Raw genomic sequence first — 21372 nt, forward strand, 5'->3', positions numbered from 1 at the left:
TTATCAGCAGCATGTCGGTGCAGCTCACCTCTTCTTGTCTCGACCGGCATTGCCGGGCTAGATCACCCGTTCCCGGCGCAGCATCGCGATCTTTGCGTCATCGAGCCCGATCTCTCTCAGGATGTCCTCGTTATCGGCGCCCGGTTCGGGCAGCAGGTGATCAATGGCCGCCGGGGTTCGCGAAAGCTCAACCGGCTGTCCGACGAGCCTGACACGTCCGCCCTCTTCGTCGGAGACGGGCACGGCCATGCCGAGATGTTCAACCTGCGGATCGGCGAACACCTCGTCCATTTTGTAGATCGGGCCGGCCGGCACCCCCGCCTGCTCGAGCGCATCAAGCCATTCCGCCGAGCTGCGGGTGGCGAAGATCTCGGCGAGCCGCGCATTGAGCGCTGGCCGGTTCTTGAGCCTGAGCTCCTGGGTGGCGTAATCCGGATGATCCTGCATCTCGGCATGCCCAATCGCCGTACAGAAGGCCTTCCATTGGCCTTGCCCGCCGACCGCGATATTGATGAAGCCGTCCGCCGTGCGCACCACACCCATCGGCGTCGAATAGGGATGATCATTCCCCGCCTGTTGGGGCACAATGCCATCCACCAGATAGCGCGCCGCCTGGAAATCCATCATGGCGATCTGCGCCTGCAGGAGCGAGGAGCGCACCCATTGCCCTTCGCCCGAGCGTGCCCGCTCCTGAAGGGCAACCAGAATGCCGATCGCGGCAAAAAGCCCGGCCGAGCTGTCGGCAACGGCGATGCCTGCCCGCACCGGTCCTTGTCCGGGCAGCCCCGTGACCCACATCAGGCCACCCATCCCTTGCGCGATTTGGTCGAACCCGGCTCGGGTCCGATACGGGCCCGTTTCACCAAAACCTGAAATGGATGCAAGAATGATCCGGGGGTTGATCGCCTTGAGATCATCATAGGCAATGCCCAGCCGGTGCTTCACGTCGGGCCGGTAATTCTCCACCACCACATCGGCGGTGGCGACCAGCTGCTTGAAGATCGCAAGCCCCTCCGGCGTCTTCAGATTGAGTGTGAGCGAGCGCTTGTTGCGATGCAGGTTGAGCATGTCGGAGCCGTTGCGCGCCCCGCTCATGCCCTCGTTCGGGTCAACACCGGGAGGGGCCTCGATCTTGATCACGTCAGCACCGAAATCTGCGAAGATCCGGCAGCAGGTCGGCCCCGCTCGCACGCGGGTGAGATCAAGGATGCGCAGATTACTGAGGGCGGAAGCTTTGGAACGTGTCACGCACGTATCCCTTCTTCGATCATGACGTCACGAATGGCGGTGGGCATACGGCCGTGCCAATCGGTTTCATTCTGCAGCGCCGCGCCGACCGCCAGCAGCAAAGCCTCGCTTCTGGGATGCCCGATGATCTGCAGATTAACCGGCATCCCGCGTTGGTCGAAGCCCGCCGGCAGGGCGAGAGCCGGAAGCCCCAGATAATTGACGAAGCGCGTGAAGCGGCTGAGCGCATAAAGCGTCCGCGGATTGAATGCGGGGGAGGCGGGGTCGACCTCGGCGACGCGTGGGGTCGGGATCGGCATGACGGGTGTGATTGCCAAGCGCGCCGTCCCGAGCAGGTCGCTGAGGAATGCCGTCCGGAGCGGTTCGCGCTCTGCAAGGGCGGTGGCTAGTGCGTCATCCCCGATGGTAAGCCCCTTGCGCAGCCGCTTGCTGAGCATGGGATCGAGCCGCTCGTCTTCCAGATGCTCGCGATGGCTACGTGCGGCTTCGGCCTGCAGCACCAGAAGCGCGCGCTCGTCGGCCTCCTGGGGAAAGCCCGTCCGCTCTTGCAGATCGATGCCAAGCTCTGCGAGTTTGCTCACAGCGGCACGGCAGATCCGGGCGATTTCGGGATCACTGGCGACAAACGCATCCTCCAGCACCACGGCTGCGATGCCTTCTATGATGACCGGTGCGACCGGACCCGATAGCGCGGACCAGATCAAGGACAGATCAGCTGCGCTGCGGGCCATCAACCCAATGGTGTCGAGGCTTGGGGCGAGCGGCATGGTACCCTCGACCGCGATCGCGCCCCAGCTGGGCTTGAGCGCCGTGATCCCACAGCAATGGGCGGGAATGCGGACGGAGCCGCCCGTGTCCGACCCTAGCGCCGCGAAGGCGCAGCCTGCTGCAACCAGGGCTGCCGAGCCGCTGGACGAGCCACCGGGCACATGGTCGAAATTCCAGGGATTGCGGACATGCCCGCGTGCCACATTGACGCCCGAGGGCTCATAGGCAAGCTCCGTCATCTCCGCCGCACCGATCAGGCAGGCTCCGGCTGCGGAAAGCTGCTGAATGACCAAGGCCGGCTTGGGGATGAAGGAGAGGGGAATGCGGCATCCCCAGCTCGGTGCCGAGATGCCCGTCGCGATCATGTCCTTGGCCACGTAGGGAAGGCCGCCGAGCGCGCCGCCGGCCTCGCATGGCGCCTCGACAATGGTCGCAACCGCATTGAGCGAGCGCCCGATCCGCGCCAATCGCTCGCGGCAGCCCTCGGCCGCGCCGGCACGCTCTTTCGGCGAAAGCGAAATCCAATCCGGAAAGTGTTCCAGCAGAGCCATGGGCAGCAATGGACAGCCTAAAGCGCCGGCAGGGCTGCAGGCTGCTGCGGCCATGACCGGCGGGAGCAAACGACAAGGGCAGGGCGCGCCTGCTGTGACCGACGATAGACGGTGGGAGAAACCCCGGGAATGACAATTTCGAAGATGCTGATTTCGCAAATGTCGAAATCAGCCGGCGCGCGATTGCTCCGGCTGCCGCCGTGCGCGGCGCTTCGTCATAGACCTGATTTCTTCCATTTCGGCATCCCTGGCCGCAGAGGAGGTCAGGAATTCGACGAGGCGGCTGCCTGGTGCTTCGAGCGCTTCGAGCGCCCGCACGCAGATCGCATATTCGCGCCTTGCCCAAGGCTCGGCGAGAGTGACGAGGCGGATGTCGAGCGCTTCCGAGAGGGGACGGGCTGCGAGCTCAGGGAGGATGCCAATACCCAGGCCCTGCTTGATCATCAGGCACATGACTTCGAAACTGCGCACCTGCACGCGCACTTTCATTGGCCGGCCGAGCTCGTTGGCCCGCATCGACAAAAGCCGATGCGTGGCCGTGCCGCTTTCGAGGGCCACCATGTCCTCGTCGAGAATGTCAGAATATCGCAGCGCCGGATATTGGCTGAACCGGTGGTCCGCAGGCACGGCAACCGCCAGCCGGTCCCCGGAATAGTCGATGATTCTGAGCCCGTCGACCGGACTGTCCCGCACGATGACCCCGAGATCGGCCTGTTTGCTGAGAACCGCAAAGACGGTCGCTTCGCTGGGGCGCTCTTCGAGATTGACCTTGATCTGCGGATTATCCTGCACGAATTGCGAAAGATCCCGCGCCAGCCGTTGCACCAGCACCGAGCTTGATGCGGAAACACGGACATAGCCCCGGATGCCGGAGCGATGTTCCTCAAGCCTCATTTCGAGGCTATCGCCGAGCCGGAGCACATCACGCGCATAATTCATCATGGTGACGCCCGCCGCGGTCGGCTCGATCCCGTGCGGACGGCGGATGACGAGCGCCGTGCCGAGCTCTTGCTCGAGGAGGCTGAGCCGCCGGCTTGCCGCCGAGAGCGCAACATTCAGCCGCTCGGCGGCCTTGCTGATGCTCCGCAACTCACAGGCCATGAGGAAGATGCGCAGGCTTTGCAGATCGTGATGAAGCATGTCCGGTTCTCTTGTGGCCCGCGCTCAGATCAGCAGGCCGGCATCGGCCGTGCAAGATGAAAGCGCTCATGGTCCATTCGCCACCGGATCCATTGCAAATTGTTTACTGCCCATCGGGCTGTCACTCGCCCCTGAACTGGGGCTTCCGCTTCTCGAGGAACGCTTTGGCGCCTTCTTCGAAATCCTCGGTGAGGAACAAGACCGCCTGGGTATTCTCTTCCGCGGCCAGAAGCTCATCGAGCGAGCTTGGATAGCGGGCGAGCAGCTGCTTTGTCGCCGCGAGGGCGATCGGCGCAGTCTTGTTGATCTCTTCGGCCATGGCCATCGCCTGCATGACCGCCTGGCCGGCTGGTGCGATCTCTTCGACGAGCCCCCATTGCAGCGCCTCTTCGGCAGAGAAGCTTCGCCCCGTGATGGCGAGCAAGCGTGTCCGCCCGATCCCGATCCGGGCGGGCAGCGTGTGGAGGGCGCCCAAGTCAGGCGCGAGCCCCACCTTTCCGAACGGCAATGCAAAGCGGGCATCCGCGGCGGCAATGACAATATCGCAGGCGGCCGCAAGCGATGCGCCAGCGCCCGCGGCCCAGCCTTCCACCGCCGCAATGATGGGCTTTGGGCCCGTCTGGATCGTCCGGATAAGGCTATGGCTTGCGCGCATCCGGCGATGTGCCCCGGCTGGGGTCTGGTTGCGCAATCCGGCGAGGTCGCCGCCAGCGCAAAAGCACCCGCCGCTGCCCGCGAGAATGATGGTGCGGGTTGATGGATCCTCCATCGCCGCGCTCATCGCCGGAATGAGGATGTCGCGAAGGGCCTGCGACAGGGCATTGCGCCGCTTGGGCTCGTTGAGCCAGATCAGCGTCGTGCCATTCTGCTGCATGACGCAGCAAGCCGGATCATCTTCGCCGGGCTCGGTGATGCTTCTGTTACTCATCCGCCTCTCTGTTGCTCAGGCAGGCCTGGCTCCCTCATGACCAGCGATGTGACCGCGGAAGGATCCGCAGCATCGCCAAGCGACCATAGGGCATCTTCCAAAGCCCCGATATGGAAACCGGGATCGGCTTGCGCGATCAAGCCGCGGGCTTTCGCCCGGATATCTTCGACCGACATGGGACGGGCCGGCGTGCCGATACTGTCGAGCACGGTCGCCGATCGGATCGTGCCATCCCGAAGGGTGATGTCGACGCCGGTGCCGAAATGCTCGGGGAAATGCGCCTCGATCTCCGGATCGGCCGAGGCCTCGACCTTGTCCGCAAGCTCCAATATGGCTGGGGCGGCAAGATTCTCTTCCCTGTAGGCATCATAGCGTCGCGGTCCGAAGGCAAGCGTCGCCCCGACGACGAAAGGCAGGCTGTATTGCGCGGCCATGACCGAGGTCGGGCGCCTGAGCATATGCTGCTCGGGCACGACCCGCGGGCCCCGCACATGGATCCGGCGGATCTCTTGAAGATCGGTCTTATAGCCCCCGGTCACCTCGCCCAAGCCATCGATGAGCGAATGGAACAGGCGGCAGCAGGAATAGGGCTTGAGGCTGATGCGGTGGATCTCGCGAGGGGCCCCCGTGCCGCGCAGGCGCTCAGGGCGCGGGTGTTTTCCATAAAGCGCGATATAGCCATATTTGCCATCGATCGCCCGCTGCGGAGCGCTAATGCCATGCGCTGCCAGCTCGGCGGCAAGCACCCCATTCTGTGCGCCATAGCCGGCGTGGCAGCGCTTCACCATCGTGCCATTGGGCTCATCCGAGAACTGCATCGAGCCCCCGGTGAGCGAGAGCATGTGACCCCACGCGGTGAGCAGCCCATCTGTATCGAGGCGCATGAGCTTCGCGGCAGCTGCGGCCGCACCGAAGCCGCCGAGAATGGCCGTGGGATGATAGCCGAACTCCATGCCCTCCGGTGCATTGGCGGCGATCCCGATTCGCGCCATCGCTTCATAGCCTGCGACGATCGCCGCGATCACCTCGCGCCCCGTGGCAGCCTGCTCCGCGGCGACCGCCATGGCGGCCGAGATGACCACCGCACCCGGATGGCTGGTCGAGGCATCATGGGTATCATCGAGCTCATAGCCATGGGCCGTCGCGCCATTGACGAGCGCTGCGATATGCGGTGCAACCCGCTTGGACGAGCCGAGCAGGCCCGCTCGGCCAGTTCCAGCGAACCGATCCGCCCAATTGCGCAAGGCAACTGCCCAGGGCAGGGCGATGCCGCCATAGGCGACCCCGAAATAATCGAGCATCAGCCGCTTCACCTGCCCCACATCCTCAGTCGAGAGGTCGTCGAAGGTGAGGGCGATGAGTTCTTCAGCCAAGCACCGCGACAGGTCCATGGGTCTCCTCCTCAGGCAAGGCTTTGTGGTTCTTGGATCGGATGCTGCAGCCGGCGCGTGCCGGCCGCATAAAGGCATGAGAGGCACCCGAGCACGGCAAACAGGGCGATGAGCGCGGTCGTATGGGTGTAAAGCCCGACCCAGCCATGCACGAGGGCGAAGCTCGAGGGGCCGATCAGCGCGCCGGCAAAGGTGAAGACGAAGGCACCCCCAATCGCGCGCGCCGCATCCTCGGGTCGCGCGAGCGAGACGATCTCGCTCACGAAAATGCCGTTCCAGGCTGCCCCTGACGCCCCCAGCAGCGCAAGGCAGGCATAAATCACGCCGAGCGACCACTGCATGGTCATGAAGATCAGCGGCATGATCGCAACGAGCGATACGCAATAGGCGATCGCCAGCACCTTGAGCCCCGAACTGGTGAAGCCGGCGAGAAAGCCCCAGCTCAGCCGCCCGATGACGGCCGAAAGCTGGAAGACCGAAAAGCCTATACCGGCCGCGACCAGTCCTAACCCGACATCCTCGACCAACAAGGTGACGAGATAGGTCGTGAGCGTGAACTGCACCGCGGCAAAGCAGAAGCCCGACAGCGTGATCCAGCGCAAGACGCGCGCGCTCCAGACCAGTGTGACATCCCGCAGCGGGTTATCCCGGAGCCGCAAGCTGCGGTCGCGCGTGCTGGCAAAGCGCTTGGCATAGGCCTCGAGCAGCACAATGCATGTAAGGGAAAGGCTGGCGCCGACGATCAGCGCCGATTGCCAGCCATAGCGCAAGGCAATCGGCGGTCCGATGAGCCCCGCCAGAATGCCGCCCAGCGGCACCGCGGTTTGCTTGATGGAGAAGAGCAGGCTGCGCAGCCTTGGGCTCGACACCCGGTTCAGAAGATCACCTGATGGCGGATTGATGAGGCCATAGCCCAGGCCGATCACGAAGGACGCGAGCGCCAGGCTCGGCAGCCATGGAATGGTCGAAAGAAGAAGCCCGGCCATCCCGAGCCCGAGGCTGAGCTGGCTCGCCCTGATCGGTCCCCACATGGTAGAGAGCGAGCCGGCCATGACCGACATGACAGTGGCGCCGAGATAGACGAGACTAACCTGATATCCGACAAGCGCGCCGGGTATCTCCACCGCTGCTGCAATCCGGGGTGCGATCGTCGGAATGATGAACAGGCTGTTGGCGGCCAAGGCCTGCATGGCCGTGGTCGCAGCCAGCACGAACAGCACGACCGCACGCGGGGCCGGTGCAGTCATGCAGATGTCCTCTCGCCTGCGAGCGTGTCGAGCATCGGGTCTATCGCCGCAAGTTCCGCGAGATGATCGATCAGCGTCAATACCTGCTCCGCACGCTCCCCGCCCACCACCGGGCGAGCGAGATCGAGATATTTCGCCTTGAGCGCGTCATCCGACATGGGGTGTCGCGCCGAGCCGCTGGGCTCGTCGATATAACGGAAGACCTCGCGGCCATCACGCAGGAAAACGGTCACCTTGGCTGAACGCAGGGCAGGGTAGCTCTTTTGGCAGTCCTCATCGACGCTGACCTCGATGCGCCGGCAATAATCATTGGTGAGGGGATCCTTCAGGTTCTCGTCATCGAAGCGGTGGATCGACAGATCGCCATGGCGCATGGAGGCCGCCACGCAGTACTGATAGCTGAGCTGCGCGGATGCCATGTCTTGCCAGCTGCCATGGGCATGTTTCTCCGCAATCCCATAGGTGCCGCAAGCGACACGCGCGATGGCATCGCCATGGACACCTTCGCTGCGCATCACATCGAGCACCGCATCGATCGCCGGGTGGATATGCCGGCAGCATGCATAGGGCTTCACATAGCAGCGGGTGATGTTGAGCGGCCTCGCCGCCCGCGGCCAAAGATCATCCGTCAATGTATCAGGCACCGGGATGCCGCTATAGGCGTGAAAGAAGCCTTCCTCGACCTCGAAGGCCCCGCGCGGGCCGGTCATGCCCCGTTCGGCAAGGAGGGCCGCGGTCAGGCCCTCCCGCGCGGCAAAGCCCGCATGCAATCGCTTGATCTCACCACCTCCGTGCAGAAAGGCGAACAGACCGGCCGCCGAGCTTGCCGCGATGCCGAATGCTTGCTGGATTTTGTCTGGATCAAGCCCGCGCAGCCTGCCGACGGCCGCCGCTGCGGCCATCACTCCGACGATCGGCGTGTTGTGGAAACCGCGATGCCGCGAGGCCGGATGCATGGCCTCCGCAAGTCGCGTTGAGACTTCATAGCCAACCGCAATGGCGGCTGACAGGCGCTTGCCATCAACGGCCCGGCCATAGGCGGCTGCCAGCACCGCTGGCACCACCACCGCGCCCGGATGGACCGAGCCGGCCCGATAGCCGTCATCGATCTCAAGCCCATGGGCGCTTGCACCCCCGAGCCAGGCGGCGGTGAGCGGGTCGAAACGCCCGGCCATAGCCGGCACGGGAACCTCGCCTCCGCGCCCTAGATCCTGCATCAGCTCGCGAGCGATGCGCGCCACCGCTCCATTCGCCCCCGCAATCATGGCCCCCAGCGTATCGATGAGATGCCTGCCGGTGGCATGGCGCTCATCCGCGCTCATATCCTCGTAAGCGAGCCGGGACGCAAATCGCGCGAAGGCGGCCGTCGGTCCCCTCATTCTGTATGGCTCCCGACCGTGAGAAAGGCATCAAGCGCGACGATGCCCTCGCCCTCTTTCCGAATGAGGATCGGATTGATCTCCGCTTCCAAAACGGAAGGTGCCTTCACCTGGGCAAGCTGGGAAATGGCGACGATGGCCCGGGCGAGGGCTGCAAGATCACCGCGCGGCAATCCGCGATAGCCTCGTACCGGCGCCAGCCCTTTGATCTCCCCGATCATTTCCAGCGCCTCTGCCTCATCCACCGGAGCCGGCCGTATGGCGAAATCGCGATAGATTTCGGTAAGCACGCCGCCGGTGCTCAGCGTAACCACGGGGCCCACCAGGGGATCGTTGAGATAGCCGACCAAGGCTTCCGCAAGGCCGTGCTCCTGTGCCTGCACCTGGATGGCCTGAAGACGTGCCTTAGGCATTCGTTGCCGCACTGTTGCGACCATTGTCGCGATCGCCTGGCAGAGCTCGTCCGGATCCGCAATGCCGAGCATAACGCCGCCCGCATCCGTCTTATGCGCGATATCGCTTGAGACGATTTTCGCAACGACCGGGTAGGTGAGGTCTGAGGGGAGCTGCTCTGGCCTGAGATGACCATCGACCGGCAGCAGGACCTCCCGTGGCTGTGGCACGCCAAGCGCATCGAACACCTTTGCCGCGAGGCTTGGCGCAACGGTGCCGGGCTCATGCCCAGCCAACAGCATCTCGGCTGCGGCGACTAAGGCACCCCGCGAGGGCAGCGCGCGCGGTGAGCGCCATTCCACCAGCGCGTGAATTGCATCAGCGCAGCTTTCGGGCGTGCGGAACGTCGCAATGCCGCGGGAATTGAGCAAAGCGTGGGAGCGATCCGCCTGGGGGGTGAGAAACACGGCGAGAGGCTTGTTATCACGCCAACCGGATTCGAGGATCGGTTGCACCGCCCGATCTGGCCGGAACTCGGAGGAAGAGCCAACCACGGCAACCACCCCGTCACAATGATCGGAGGTGAGCAGCGCATCGAGCACCGTGCCATAGGTATCGGCACGCGTGCCGGCCAGGGTGAGATCGATGAGCGGCGACTTTCCGATCGTGACACCTTTCGCTTTCAGCCCTTCGACCAGCTTCTCGCTTGGGGCGACCACCTCGACCCCGCGCGCCGACAGGCTGTCGACGATGAGACCACCACCGCCGCCCGTGGTGCTCATGACCGCGATACGCTTGCCCCGCGACGGCTTGCGTCCGACCATCAGCGGTGCGATCTCTATGAGAGTTTCGAGCTGGCTGACGCAGACGACGCCGATATCGGCAAGGAAGGCATCGACCGCCGCTCCATTGGCACTGAGCGCGCCCGTATGGGACATGGCGAGCTGCTCGCCCAAGGGGCTGCGCCCGAGCCGGAACGCGATCACCGGCTTGCCGACCTCATGTGCCCGCGCGGCCATCGCCCTCAGCGCCTCCGGTTTGCGGATGGTTTCTAGGAACAGGAGGATCGCGTCGGTCTCCGGATCATCGACCAGCATGGCACCGATCTCACCCGCGCTGAGGTCGGCTTCATTGCCCACCGACACCATCTTGGAGAAGCCGATGCCGCGACCCATGCCACGGGAGATCAGCGCGCCAAGCAGGCTGCCGCTTTGAGAAATCAAGCCATTGCGTCCGACCGGCAACTTGGGCAGAGACAGAACTTCATTGGCCGTGAGCACGATGCCCGCCGGCAGGTTGACCATGCCGAGGCTGTTTGGCCCCACCAATCGCAGATTGCCATCGCGAGCCATATCCACGATGCGCTCCTGCAGCTTGCGACCGTGAGCGCCGACCTCGCTGAAGCCCGCGCTCAGAAGCGTCGCGCAACGCACTCCCGCCCGGCAGCAATCATCGATGATCTCGGGCACCTGCTCGGCCGCGACCATGATGAAGGCATGATCGATCGGCTGGCCGACCTCGGTCACGGCGGGGAAGGCGGGAACCCCCATGATCTCCGACCGGCGCGGATTGATCGGATAGACCTCGCCCGTATAGCCATGCTGCTTGAGATAGCGCTGCGGGAGGGACGTATGCTTGTTCTCGTCGGCGGACGCGCCGATCAGCGCCACACTGCGCGGGGCGAACAGGGCGCGGGCGATGTTCATCTCGACGATCATGCGGGTCTCGCCTCCACGCGCGGGGGCCGCTGCGAGAAGGTGCGGTCGAACACATGCTCGGCGATGCGGTTGAGCAGGATTTCCGTGGTGCCCCCGGCGATCATCCAGCCGCGGGTGCGCCGGAAGCAGTATTCGACCAGCGTTTCCTCGCTATAGCCCATGCCCCCCATGATCTGCATGGACTCGTTCGCGGCATCGAAGCCGGCCCGGTTGCAGGCGGCCTTGGCAATGGCCGTCTCTTCCGGCGAGGGAAAGCCGCGATCGGCATTCGTCGCCGCGCGGTAGAGCAGCAATTGCGCACTATCCAGTGCGATTTTCATATTGGCGAATTTCCATTGCAGGCCTTGGAAGTCGCAGAGCGGCCGGCCGAACTGCTCGCGGGTGAGCGCGTGCGCTCTGGCCAGGGTGAAGGCATGCCGGCCAAGGGCAAGCGAACGGGCGCTGTTGCCGAGCCGCTCCACATTGAATGCGGAGATCTGCTTCTTGAAGCCGCCCGGCCCGAGGACGACGTCTTCCTTGGGCACGAACACATTGTCGAAATAGAGCGCGTTCCAATCCTCACCCGACAGAAAGCGCGAGCGCTGGCCGAAGTTGAAGCCTTCGGCGGTTCGCGGAATGAGCACCGAACCGATCCCGCCAACACCCGGTCCGAAGCGCAGATAGACCAGGAACACGGTCGCATGCACCCCGTGTGTGGTGAACACCTTGCTGCCATTGACACGGAAGCCCTCGCCATCCGGCGTGGCGGTTGTGGTCAGCTCGGTGACGGCGGAGCCCGCGCCAGGTTCGGTCATCGCGACTGAAATAACCCCGGCGCCCTTGAGCAGGGGTGTCAGATATTTTTCCTTCTGCGCGGGCGAGCCGAATTGGGCCAGCACCCGGATCGCGCCGAAATTGCCGGCCTGAACCACATCGGCGCTGCGCGGACAGACGCTCGCCACCTGCTCGATCGCCAGCACCGCGTCCATGAGCTTGCCGCCCACGCCTCCGTCAGCCTCATCGACCGTGATGCCGATCAGCCCGTTTTCAGAAAAGAGGCGGGCCACGTCCCAGGGATAATCGCCACTATGGGCGCGCTGCAAGGCACCAGCACTCAGATGCCGCTCGGCCAGCGCCTGAACCGCATTGCAGAAGATCCGCTGGTCCTCGTTCAGATTGAAATCCATCACGCCTCCACAGCCATGCGGCTACACCACTTGGGCGGCGCGCAGGGCGCGTCGGTCCTCGGGCCCATAGCCCAGCATTTCCAAAACGTCATCCGTATCGGCCCCAAGCATCGGAGCAGGCTTGCGTCTCTCGCGCACCAAGCCGGTCGGGTGCAGCGGGTTCACAAGCTCCGGTATCTCAACTTCCTGCGGATGCTCGATGCGCCGCACCAGGCCTCGCGCCTGGGTATGGCGGTGCGCGAGCGCTTCATCGCCGGAATGAACGGCCATCACCGGAAGATCATGCTCTGCCATGAGCGCCACGAGCTCGTCCCGGTCATGGGCCGCGCAGAACGCGCTGATGCCCTCGCGATAGAGCGCACCCCGCGTCCCATGGTCGGAATGGCGGTCCGCGGCGGTTTCATCATGGAAGATGAGATCGGCGCGGCCGATGACCTCGCAGAACTTGCGCCAAAGCCGGGCTTCGAGCAGGCACACCGCCACCGGCTTTCCATCGCGGCTGCGATAGAGATTATAGCGCGGATTGCTGCCCCACACCTGCACCACGGGCAGTCCTGTGCCACCGCCGGCCCGCGACAAGGCCGGTCCTAAGGCAATATTGCCCATGGCCATGAGGCTGTCATACATGGCGATGTCGAGATAGGCGCCTTCACCACTCCGGTCGCGCCGGCGAATGGCCGAGAGAATGCCGATCGCGGCCATGCTGGCGGCCGCGAAATCACCGGCCTGAAAGGAAGGCATGGTCTCGGGCGCCGCATTGAGATTGCCGCAGGCGGCCTGGATCACCAGATCATGGCCCGGCACCTGGGCGAGCGGCCCGCTCTGGCCGAAGCCTGACAAGGAGCAATAGATGAGCGATGGCTTCAGCGCGCGAAGACTCTCGTAATCAACCCCCAGCCGCGCGGCCGCTCCCACGCTGAAGCTTTCCACCACCACGTCAGCCCAATGAACCAGCCGCTCCAGAACCTCGCGTGCGCCTGGTGCCTGCAGATTGAGCGTCAGCGAGCTCTTATTGCCATTCACGCTGGCGAAATAGGCCGACATCTCCCGGTAGAGCGGTGGGTTATGGCGGCTCGGATCGCCACCCTCCGGATTTTCGACCTTGATCACCTCGGCGCCCAGATCCCCCAAGAGCTGCGTGCACCAGGGCCCCGGCAGAAGCCGGCTGAAATCGAGGATCTTGATCTCGGATAAGGGAAGGCTGGCGCGAGCAGGCATGGGCTCAGCGACCTTTGAACTGCGCCGGCCGCTTCTCGAGGAAGGCCCCGATCCCTTCCAGCCGATCCTCTGTGCCGTAGATGGTGGTGACCAGGAAGGTTTCGAATTCGATGGCCGAGGCAAGGTCCATCTGCATGCCGCGATTGACCACGCGCTTGACGAAGGCGAGGCTCAACGGTGCCCGCTGCTCATAGACCTTGATCATGGCCTTGGCTTCGGCGAGCGCGCCGCCTTTCGGCGTGAGGCGATTGATCAAACCAATCCGATGGGCTTCCCTGGCATCGATCGGATCGGCCGCAAACAGAAGCTCGAGCGCCTTGGCCTGCCCCACGATGCGCGGCAGCCGCTGCGTGCCACCGGCGCCGGCCACAGTGCCAATTTTGGAGCTGGTGATGGCAAAGCTTGCCCCTTCCGCTGCAACCCTGAGGTCGCAGGCAAGCGCGAGCTCCAAGCCGCCGGTCATGCAGAAGCCCTCGATCGCGGCGATCACCGGCTTGCCCAGCATTTCCAGACTCTCGTTCAGCCGGTGCCAGGAATTGAAATAGGCAATGCCCTGCTTCGGCCCTTTGATCGCCCGCGCCTCGTTGAGATCAGCGCCCGCCGAGAAATAGTCCATGCCTCCGGTGATGATCACCGCCCGAATAGCGTCATCTGAGTCTGCCTCCTTGCAGGCCGCCATGATCTCGTCCATGGCCTGGAGACTGACGGCATTGCGTCGCTGCGGGCGATTGAGAGTAATGACGAAGGATGACCCATCTCGGTCTGTCAGGATGGTTTCGTAGCTCATGCAAGGGTCTCCTCGGCGTGAAACGCAATCAGCAGTGAATTGACAGGATCGGCCGCCTCGAACTGGGCCCAGTGGCCCGCTTGCGGCACGATGCTGACGCGGATGTCAGGGCGCACCGCCTGGCAAAGCGCGGTTCGGGCGGCGATCGAGGGATAGGCGAGCGGGTCCTTCTCGCCCCAGATCAGCTGTACGGGACACGTGGCGCGGGAAAGATCAGCGGTGATGCTCTCCCGCAGCGAGACCGTGCGGCTGTCGAAACGGGTGCGCCGGATATTGTCCCATTGCAGATCGATAACAGGGTCGGAAGGCTCAGGCGCCCGGCTCAGCATCCATTGCCCGAGATTGTAGGCAATGACTAGCCGGCGCTCAGCTTCGCCAGCATCAGGCCCGGGCATGCGCCTGAGCGGGATTGATCGGCCAACTGGATTGCCGAAGCCGCCTGGCCCGATCAGCGACAGCCTGCGGACCTTGCGGCCAAGCCTTGCCGCGATGCCGGCCGCCACCACGCCACCGAAACTGAAGCCGGCGATATCGATCCGGTCATCTAGGTCTGCCGCAGCATCCGCCACCCAGTCGAGATAATCATCCGGCGTGAGTGTCTTCGGCACGTTCGGCGATGCGCCATAGCCCGGCAGATCGAAGGCATGGACGGTGAAGTGCCGGGCCAGTGCCGGAATATTCCGGCACCAATGCGTGCGCGAGCCTGCACCTCCATGCAGCAGCAGCAGGGAAGGGCCTTCGCCCTCGCTGCTGCATGCGAGCGGCGGCAGGGTGGATTGGAGCGCGGCGCGATCAGGCTGCATGCTCGTCCTCCTGCTCATCTTCGAGTGGCCGGCCCAGATAGGATTCGATCACGAGCGGGTTCTTGATGACCTCCTCCGGCGGGCCATCGGCGATCTTCTCCCCGAAATTCAAGACCATCACCCGTTGCGAGAGCTGCAGGATCACATGCACCAGATGCTCGATCATGCAGATGGTGATGCCATCCGCATGGACCAGCCGCAGGGTCTTGACCAGCTCGTCGACCTCGCCGCGCGCGAGCCCGGCCATGACTTCGTCAAGCAGCAGCAGCTTCGGCCCGGTGGCGAGCGCCCGGGCGAGTTCCAGCCTCTTCTTGTTGCCGATGGTGAGGGCTGACGCGGGCATGTCGCGCAGCTCCCAGAGCCCTGCGAGCTCCAACGGCCGCTGCGCGAGCTTGCGCCCCTCGGCGACGCTGCGCGCTTCGCCTGAGGCAAAGAGAGCGCCAGTTGCTACATTGTCGAGCACCGACATTTCCGGGAATGGCCGCACCACCTGGAAGGTGCGGCCGATGCCGAGCCGGCACACCGCATAGGGCGGCAACCCGTTGATGTCGCGGCCCTCGAGCCGGATCGAGCCGGAGGAGGGGCGCATATAGCCGGTGATCAGATTGAGCAGCGTGGTCTTGCCCGCGCCATTCGGCCCGATGATGCCGAGGAACTCGTTGCGCTGGACGCTCTGGTCGAGCGCCGAGATGGCAACGAGCCCGCCGAAGCGCTTCGTGACTTTGGCGAGCTCAAGCATGCAAGATCTCCCGGTCGCTGCCGATGAAAGCCTCCTGCACCAATGCCGAGCTCTTGAGCTCCTTGGCGCTGGCTGCGAACACGATATTGCCGCCGGAGATCACATAGCCCCGATTGGCCACACTGAGAGCGGCGCGGGTATTCTGCTCGACCAGCAGAATGGTGGTGTTTCCGCGGGCGATCTGGCGGATGGCCGAGAACACGAGCTGCACGATCTTCGGAGCCAGCCCAAGCGATGGCTCATCCAGCAGCAACAGCCGTGGATTGGCCATCATCGCCCGGCCGATCGCCAGCATCTGCTGCTCGCCGCCCGACATGAGCCCCGCCTTCTGATCGCGTCGCTCCACCAGGCGCGGGAACAGGTCAAACACTTCATCCAGCTTGGCCACTCGCCCCGCGCGTGCGCGCTGATTATAGGAGCCGAGCATAAGGTTCTCGTGGACGGTGAGATTGGGAAAGACCTTGCGCCCCTCGGGCGAGAGGGCAAGCCCCGCCTTGACCCGCTCGTAGCTTGGCATGGCCAGGAGGTCCCGCCCATCGAAGGTCACCTGGCCCGCCATGGCTGGGATCAGCCCCGTCAGCACCGCCATGACCGTGGTCTTGCCCGCGCCATTGGCCCCCAGCAGGCAGACGACCTCGCCTTCATTGACATCGATCGAGATATTTTCGAGCGCCAGCGCTCCGGCATAGCCGGCCTTCACATTGCGCATGGAAAGAAGCGGGCTCATGGCTTCACCTCCGCCCGTGGGTCCGGAACGGCGAGCCGCCTGGGTTGCTGCGGTGCTCCGCGAAACCATGTGCCTGCCGAACGCAGCGCCCCCCAGATGCCGCGCGGCATGAACAGGATGCCGATCACCAGCACCAATCCATAGACGAGCTGGCTGAAGCCTTCCTGCTGGCCGAACAGGATGCGGGATCCTTCCGAGATCGCGACGATGGCGAATGAGCCGATCACCGGTCCGGCGAGCGTATGGATGCCGCCGAGAATGGGTGCGATTTGCGAGAGGATGGTGAAATGCAGGCTGAAGCCGACCTCCGGGTCGAGATAGCCGCCATACCAGGCATTGATCCCGCCCGCGCAGGATGCGATGGCGCCCGATATGGCGAGCAGCATCAGCCGGTAGCGGTAGGGATTGACCCCGAGCATCTGCGCCGCGCCCTCATTGTTGCGCATGGCGCGGCAGGCGAAATGGAAGCGCGAGATGGAGATGAGATAGGCAAGTATCACCGTCGCGACCGCTCCGATCGCACCGATCAGATAGAGAAAGGTGCTGCTGGGCCTGAGGCTCTGATTGAGGAACAGACCCACGGCGCCCCCGGTGACATCCGGTGTCATGAACGCGGTGATGCGCAAGCCTTCCGACAGGGCAAGCGTGGCGATGGCAAAGAAGATGCCGCGCAGCCGACCCGTGGTCACCGCCAGAAACAAGCCCAGCAATGTACCGAACAGCACCGCCACCACCAGGCTTGCCACCAGGGGGAGATTGAACGCGTTCGCGCTGAGGATCGCCGCATAGCTGCCAACCCCCCAGAAGGCGGAATGGCCGAGCGAGATCAGGCCGGCATTGGCCATGAGATTCCAGCTGACCGCCAGCATGATCAGCGTTGATACGCGGAACAGCCAGTCACTGACTTGCGGCGAGCCGACGAAGGGCGATGCGATCAGCGCCACAGCGAAGAGCAGGGGCACCATGATGCGGAAATCGCGGAACATGGGCATCTCCTATTCTTCAACCGCTTGGCCGAGCAGGCCGCGTGGTCTGAGGATGAGGATGAGAAAGAGAAGGGCGAAGGCCACGCCCTCTGACCAGCCGGCACCGCCCGGCACGTAATAGGCGACCCATGTCTCCGCGAAGGCGAGCACGAAGGCGCCGAGCACCGAGCCGACGATACTGCCAAGACCGCCGAGAATGATGATGGCGAAACCCTTCACCAGCATATGGAAGCCCATGAAGGGTGAGATGGCGCCGATGAAGCTCATGAGCACGCCCGTGGCGGCCCCGAGCGCAGCGCTGATGCCGAACACGATGCCATAGACCTGGCTGACATTGATGCCCATGAGCACCGCGGCATCGCCATTTTCCGCAAGGGCCCGGCTCGCGCGACCAAGCTCCGTATGTCTGAGCCACAGGAACAGCCCGATCACCAGCACCGCCGCCACGGCAAAGGCGATCAGCCGGGCTGTGGAGATGCTGATATCGCCCACCATCATCGACTCGAAGGCATAAGGCGGGTTGACCGAGCGCTCGTCGGCCGTCCAGGACATCAGCGCCAGGTTCTGCAGGATGAGCCCAATGCCGAAGGTCAGCAGGATCTGGTTGATATGCGGAGCAGCCAGCACCCGCTTGATGCTGACCTTATAGATGGCAAGGCCGACGACCATGCCGGCAATCATGATCAGGGGCAGCGCCAGCAGCGGGTCGAGCCCCAAGAGGGTCAATGCCCAGAATGAGGCATAGGCGCCCAGCATGATCGCCTCGCCATGGGCGAAATTGATGATGCGGATAATCCCGAAGCTCAAGGAGAGGCCGACCACCATCAGGGTATAGATGCCACCCAGAAGCATCGCATCGACCAGGAATTGACCGAGGAAATCCATGCCGGCTCCTGCAGTTCATGCTGCCGCTGGAGGCGCGGGACTTGCCCGTGCCCCCATTGCGATCGGTGGTCAGCGCGTGACCGGCTTCAGCTCACCCTTCGCGGCTTCCAGCGGCCACAGGACCACGTTCTTGCCGCCCTGGCGCTGGAACACGATCATGTCGGTGAAGGCCTGTTGCTTGGTGCCAAACCCCGTGGGCTTGAACTGACCGCGTCCGTTCACCGTCTGGATATTCATCTTCCGCAGTTCTTCGGCCGCCTTGACCTTATCGCCCCCCGCTTTGTCGAGCGCGATCAGCAGCATCCCCATCGCGGCGTAATGGCCGATATCGAGAAAGTCCGGCTCCGTGTTGTAACGCTCGCGGAACGCTTGCTCCCATTCGGACGTCTTCGGGAAGAGCTTTGGATAATCCGGATTGGCGGGATGATCGACGCCGGGGAGATAGGTGGTGACGCCGAGCCAGCCTTCCTGGGCATCGCCCACCGCCTCTTGCCACTCATTGAGCTGGGTATAGGCGGTGCCCACGAGATAGGGCACATCGAGCTTGCGAGTATGCACCTGCTTGGCCAGCGTGATCGCATCCGTCGTTTGCACGAGGCCCACCAGGATGTCGGGCTTGAAGCGGGCGATCTTTGTGAGCGCCGGATTCATGTCCGTGGCATTGGCGCGCACCATCTCCTCCGCGACGATCTCATAGCCGAGGTCACCATAGAATTGCTTCACATAGGGCAAATGGGTACGGCCATAATTGTCATCCGAATAGATGACGGCGACCTTCTTGCCTTCCCCCAGATAATGCTTGAGGGCGGCCGCCTCGCTCGTGTGATAGTGATAGGCATACGGATAGGTGTGGAAGAAATTGTCTTCCTGGCCCACCACCTCCTCGAGCTTGGTGCTGGATGAGCCATTCACGATCCAGACGGGCTTTCCCTGCTGCCAGGGCGGGATGGCGGCGGCAACGATTGGGCTGCCGACCGGGCCGATCATGAAATCGACCTTTTCAACATTGACGAGCTCGTTGACGGTCGAGACCGTGGATTGGGCTTCCGACTGCACGTCGCGATAGATGAACTGAACCGTCTTGTCGCCCACCTTGTCGCCGAATATGGCTGCCGCCATTTCGACCCCGCGTTTGCCGGGAACACCATAGGCGACGAACTTGCCGCTGAGCTCCATCGGCACGCCGATCTTGATAACATCCTGAGCTGAAACTGCTGAAACGCCACCACTCGCCAACGATAATCCGGTGGCGAGAAGAAGTCCGACAGCAAATCGCCGGCTCACCCTCCAATTCTTCATTGTTGTTTCCCTCCCACTACTTGTTGTTGGCGCAAGTTTTGACAGTCTTGCGTCCGGGGGCGCTCTCGTTAGTTCTGAGGACCTCATCGTCCCCGCAATCATTAACGTGCCCGATGCAGCGGATGCGCGCCGCGCTGCGGTGAGCGTCGGCGGGCGAGTAAATGAAGCGTATATTTTGGAACGAGATCCGTCTAGTGAAATTTTGCCGGTGACAAACGGGCGGCGACGGATATAGGCTTGAGGCTCGGACGTGAGCTCATCCCGCAACCGGGCCGGCCTGCACATAGGGGCACCGGGCGAGAGCAAGGGAGGTAACCAATTGTCGTACAAGGATATTCTATACGAGGCGCGCGACGGGATCGCGACCATCACCATCAATCGCCCGGAAGTGCGCAATGCTGTACGGCCGAAGACCTACGAGGAGCTGACCGACGCGTTCAAGACCGCGGCGGAGGATCCGACTGTGGGTGTCGTGGTCATCACCGGCGCGGGCGATAAGGCTTTTTGTGCGGGCGGTGACGTGCGCGACCAGTCGAGCCGCAACCCCCATGTGGGCCGCATGCATATGCGCCGGCTATTCGCGCTCTCGTCGGTCATGCGCATGATGGACAAGCCCATCATCGCCAAGGTGCGTGGCTTCTGTGTGGGCAGCGGCAATGAGATCAACGTCTTCTGTGATCTGACCGTCGCGAGCGAGGATTCGAAATTCGGCCAGGTGGGCCCGCGCGTGGGCAGCATCCCGATCTGGGGCGCCTGCCAGCTGCTGGCGCGCTATGTGGGTGAGCGCAAAGCCCGCGAGATGCTCTATACCTGCAAGATATACACAGCCCAGCAGGCGCTGGAGATGGGCCTCATCAACGAGGTCTGCCCGGTGGAGGATCTTGACCGGGTTGTGGATGAGCTCTGCCAATCGATCCTGGACAAGAGCCCGCAAAGCATCCGTGTCGCCAAGATCGCGCTCAATGCAGGCTCCGATCAGGAATTCTACAGCTCGTTCTTCCCGACTGCTGAGCTCCTCGCCTCGATTTACGGCAATGAGGAGAACATGGAGGGCATCACCGCCTTTCTTGAGAAGCGCCCGACCAATTTCCGCAAATATCGCCGCGCATGAGCACTTCGGCCGGATAACAGAAGCGGAGGAGACGACAGGTGAGGATGGGTCTTGAAGGCAAGGTCGCCCTGATCACGGGTGGCGCGCGCGGTATCGGCTTTGCTGCTGCCGAACTGCTGGCCCAAGAGGGGGTCAAGCTCGCCCTGGTCGACATCAATGGCGAAGCGGCGGAGCAGGCGGCGCGATCATTGTCTGATCGAACGCAAGCCAAGGGCATTCGCGCCGATATTTCGGACGAGGCGGAGGTCACCGCCATGGTCTCTGCCGCGGAGGCGAGCCTCGGCCCGATCGACATCTTCATCAACAGCGCGGCAGTGCTGGACGACAAGCTCTTCCTTGAGTCATCCAAGGCGGATTGGCAGCGCATGCTGAATGTCTGCCTTATGGGGCCGATGCTCTGCCTGCGCCATATTCTGCCGGGCATGGTCGAGCGCGGGCATGGCCGGGTGATCTGCCTCGCCTCCGACTCTGCCCGGGTGGGGCAGGCGCGCCTCTCCTATTATGCGGCCGCCAAGGCAGGCGTGATCGCCCTGGTGAAATCCGTGGCCCAGGAGGTGGGTAAAAGCGGCATCACCCTCAACGTGGTCTCGCCCGGCGCCACCAACACCCCTTTGCGGCTCGAGCGCGAGCAGAGCCTGCGCGCGCAGATGGGCGACGAGAAATATGCCCGCCGCGTGAACACGGTCCTGAAGATGTATCCCGCAGGCCGGATCGGCGAGCCCGACGATATCGGTTCGGCCATCGTTTTCCTGGCAAGCGATCGTGCCTCCTGGATCACCGGCCAGGTGCTCAGCGTCAATGGCGGCTTTGTGATGCCCTAGTGGCAACTAATTTAGAGCGGCTTCGCGGTTCGGAGAAAGACGAAAGCGCTCTAGCAGGTGGGACCTA

At 63.6% G+C, this 21372-nt stretch carries 19 protein-coding genes; 2 read left to right on the plus strand and 17 right to left on the minus strand.

The annotated features are described in order from the left end of the window. Positions 1 to 57: 57 nt before the first annotated feature. The 17 genes from RCF49_RS00375 to RCF49_RS00455 all read right to left on the minus strand — a co-directional run bounded on the left by RCF49_RS00375 (position 58) and on the right by RCF49_RS00455 (position 19373). Positions 58 to 1248, minus strand: a complete 1191-nt coding sequence (locus RCF49_RS00375; protein WP_342642071.1) for a CaiB/BaiF CoA transferase family protein — start codon at positions 1246 to 1248, stop codon at positions 58 to 60. Then, on the minus strand, positions 1245 to 2567 hold the full coding sequence (locus RCF49_RS00380; protein ID WP_342642072.1) for an amidase: 1323 nt from the start codon (positions 2565 to 2567) through the stop codon (positions 1245 to 1247). Before RCF49_RS00380 ends, RCF49_RS00375 begins: the two co-directional genes overlap by 4 nt. Positions 2568 to 2735: 168 nt before the next feature. After that, entirely contained in the window at positions 2736 to 3707 is a 972-nt protein-coding gene (locus RCF49_RS00385; RefSeq protein ID WP_342642073.1) for a LysR family transcriptional regulator, read from the minus strand. Between the two features lie 121 nt (positions 3708 to 3828). Further along, positions 3829 to 4635, minus strand: a complete 807-nt coding sequence (locus RCF49_RS00390) for an enoyl-CoA hydratase/isomerase family protein (protein WP_342642074.1) — start codon at positions 4633 to 4635, stop codon at positions 3829 to 3831. Next, entirely contained in the window at positions 4632 to 6026 is a 1395-nt protein-coding gene (locus RCF49_RS00395; RefSeq protein WP_342642075.1) for an MmgE/PrpD family protein, read from the minus strand. Before RCF49_RS00395 ends, RCF49_RS00390 begins: the two co-directional genes overlap by 4 nt. Before the next feature lie 11 nt (positions 6027 to 6037). After that, a complete protein-coding gene (locus RCF49_RS00400) occupies positions 6038 to 7273 on the minus strand; it encodes an MFS transporter (protein WP_342642076.1) in 1236 nt (411 codons plus the stop codon). Beyond that, positions 7270 to 8652 (minus strand): MmgE/PrpD family protein, encoded by a 1383-nt coding sequence (locus tag RCF49_RS00405; protein ID WP_342642077.1) that lies wholly within the window; start codon positions 8650 to 8652, stop codon positions 7270 to 7272. The genes RCF49_RS00400 and RCF49_RS00405 overlap by 4 nt, the downstream gene beginning before the upstream one ends. Beyond that, positions 8649 to 10763, minus strand: coding sequence for an acetate--CoA ligase family protein (locus RCF49_RS00410; RefSeq protein ID WP_342642078.1), 2115 nt, complete (start codon positions 10761 to 10763; stop codon positions 8649 to 8651). Before RCF49_RS00410 ends, RCF49_RS00405 begins: the two co-directional genes overlap by 4 nt. Beyond that, a complete protein-coding gene (locus tag RCF49_RS00415; RefSeq protein ID WP_342642079.1) occupies positions 10760 to 11929 on the minus strand; it encodes an acyl-CoA dehydrogenase family protein in 1170 nt (389 codons plus the stop codon). Before RCF49_RS00415 ends, RCF49_RS00410 begins: the two co-directional genes overlap by 4 nt. Before the next feature lie 21 nt (positions 11930 to 11950). Beyond that, positions 11951 to 13147, minus strand: coding sequence for a CaiB/BaiF CoA transferase family protein (locus RCF49_RS00420; RefSeq protein ID WP_342642080.1), 1197 nt, complete (start codon positions 13145 to 13147; stop codon positions 11951 to 11953). Between the two features lie 4 nt (positions 13148 to 13151). Then, positions 13152 to 13934, minus strand: coding sequence for an enoyl-CoA hydratase/isomerase family protein (locus RCF49_RS00425; protein ID WP_342642081.1), 783 nt, complete (start codon positions 13932 to 13934; stop codon positions 13152 to 13154). Further along, a complete protein-coding gene (locus RCF49_RS00430) occupies positions 13931 to 14737 on the minus strand; it encodes an alpha/beta fold hydrolase (protein WP_342642082.1) in 807 nt (268 codons plus the stop codon). The genes RCF49_RS00425 and RCF49_RS00430 overlap by 4 nt, the downstream gene beginning before the upstream one ends. After that, entirely contained in the window at positions 14727 to 15476 is a 750-nt protein-coding gene (locus RCF49_RS00435) for an ABC transporter ATP-binding protein (RefSeq protein ID WP_342642083.1), read from the minus strand. Before RCF49_RS00435 ends, RCF49_RS00430 begins: the two co-directional genes overlap by 11 nt. Continuing rightward, positions 15469 to 16203, minus strand: coding sequence for an ABC transporter ATP-binding protein (locus tag RCF49_RS00440; protein WP_432807358.1), 735 nt, complete (start codon positions 16201 to 16203; stop codon positions 15469 to 15471). Before RCF49_RS00440 ends, RCF49_RS00435 begins: the two co-directional genes overlap by 8 nt. Next, positions 16200 to 17189 carry a branched-chain amino acid ABC transporter permease gene (locus RCF49_RS00445; RefSeq protein WP_342642084.1) on the minus strand — a complete coding sequence of 330 codons (990 nt, stop codon included), beginning with the start codon at positions 17187 to 17189 and terminating at the stop codon, positions 16200 to 16202. The genes RCF49_RS00440 and RCF49_RS00445 overlap by 4 nt, the downstream gene beginning before the upstream one ends. Before the next feature lie 9 nt (positions 17190 to 17198). Next, complete coding sequence (locus RCF49_RS00450) at positions 17199 to 18074, minus strand: branched-chain amino acid ABC transporter permease (RefSeq protein WP_342642085.1); 876 nt, start codon at positions 18072 to 18074, stop codon at positions 17199 to 17201. Between the two features lie 69 nt (positions 18075 to 18143). Beyond that, positions 18144 to 19373 carry an ABC transporter substrate-binding protein gene (locus RCF49_RS00455; RefSeq protein ID WP_342642086.1) on the minus strand — a complete coding sequence of 410 codons (1230 nt, stop codon included), beginning with the start codon at positions 19371 to 19373 and terminating at the stop codon, positions 18144 to 18146. Between the two features lie 319 nt (positions 19374 to 19692). On the opposite strand from RCF49_RS00455, the gene RCF49_RS00460 reads away from it, so the two are divergent. Next, the gene (locus tag RCF49_RS00460; RefSeq protein ID WP_342642087.1) at positions 19693 to 20484 is read left to right on the plus strand and encodes an enoyl-CoA hydratase-related protein; all 792 of its coding nucleotides are present in this window, start codon (positions 19693 to 19695) and stop codon (positions 20482 to 20484) included. Between the two features lie 44 nt (positions 20485 to 20528). Next, the gene (locus RCF49_RS00465) at positions 20529 to 21305 is read left to right on the plus strand and encodes an SDR family NAD(P)-dependent oxidoreductase (protein ID WP_342644269.1); all 777 of its coding nucleotides are present in this window, start codon (positions 20529 to 20531) and stop codon (positions 21303 to 21305) included. Positions 21306 to 21372 lie beyond the last annotated feature (67 nt).

Source organism: Rhodoligotrophos sp. CJ14 (genome assembly GCF_038811545.1).
Taxonomy (GTDB): Bacteria; Pseudomonadota; Alphaproteobacteria; order Rhizobiales; family Im1; genus Rhodoligotrophos; species Rhodoligotrophos ferricapiens.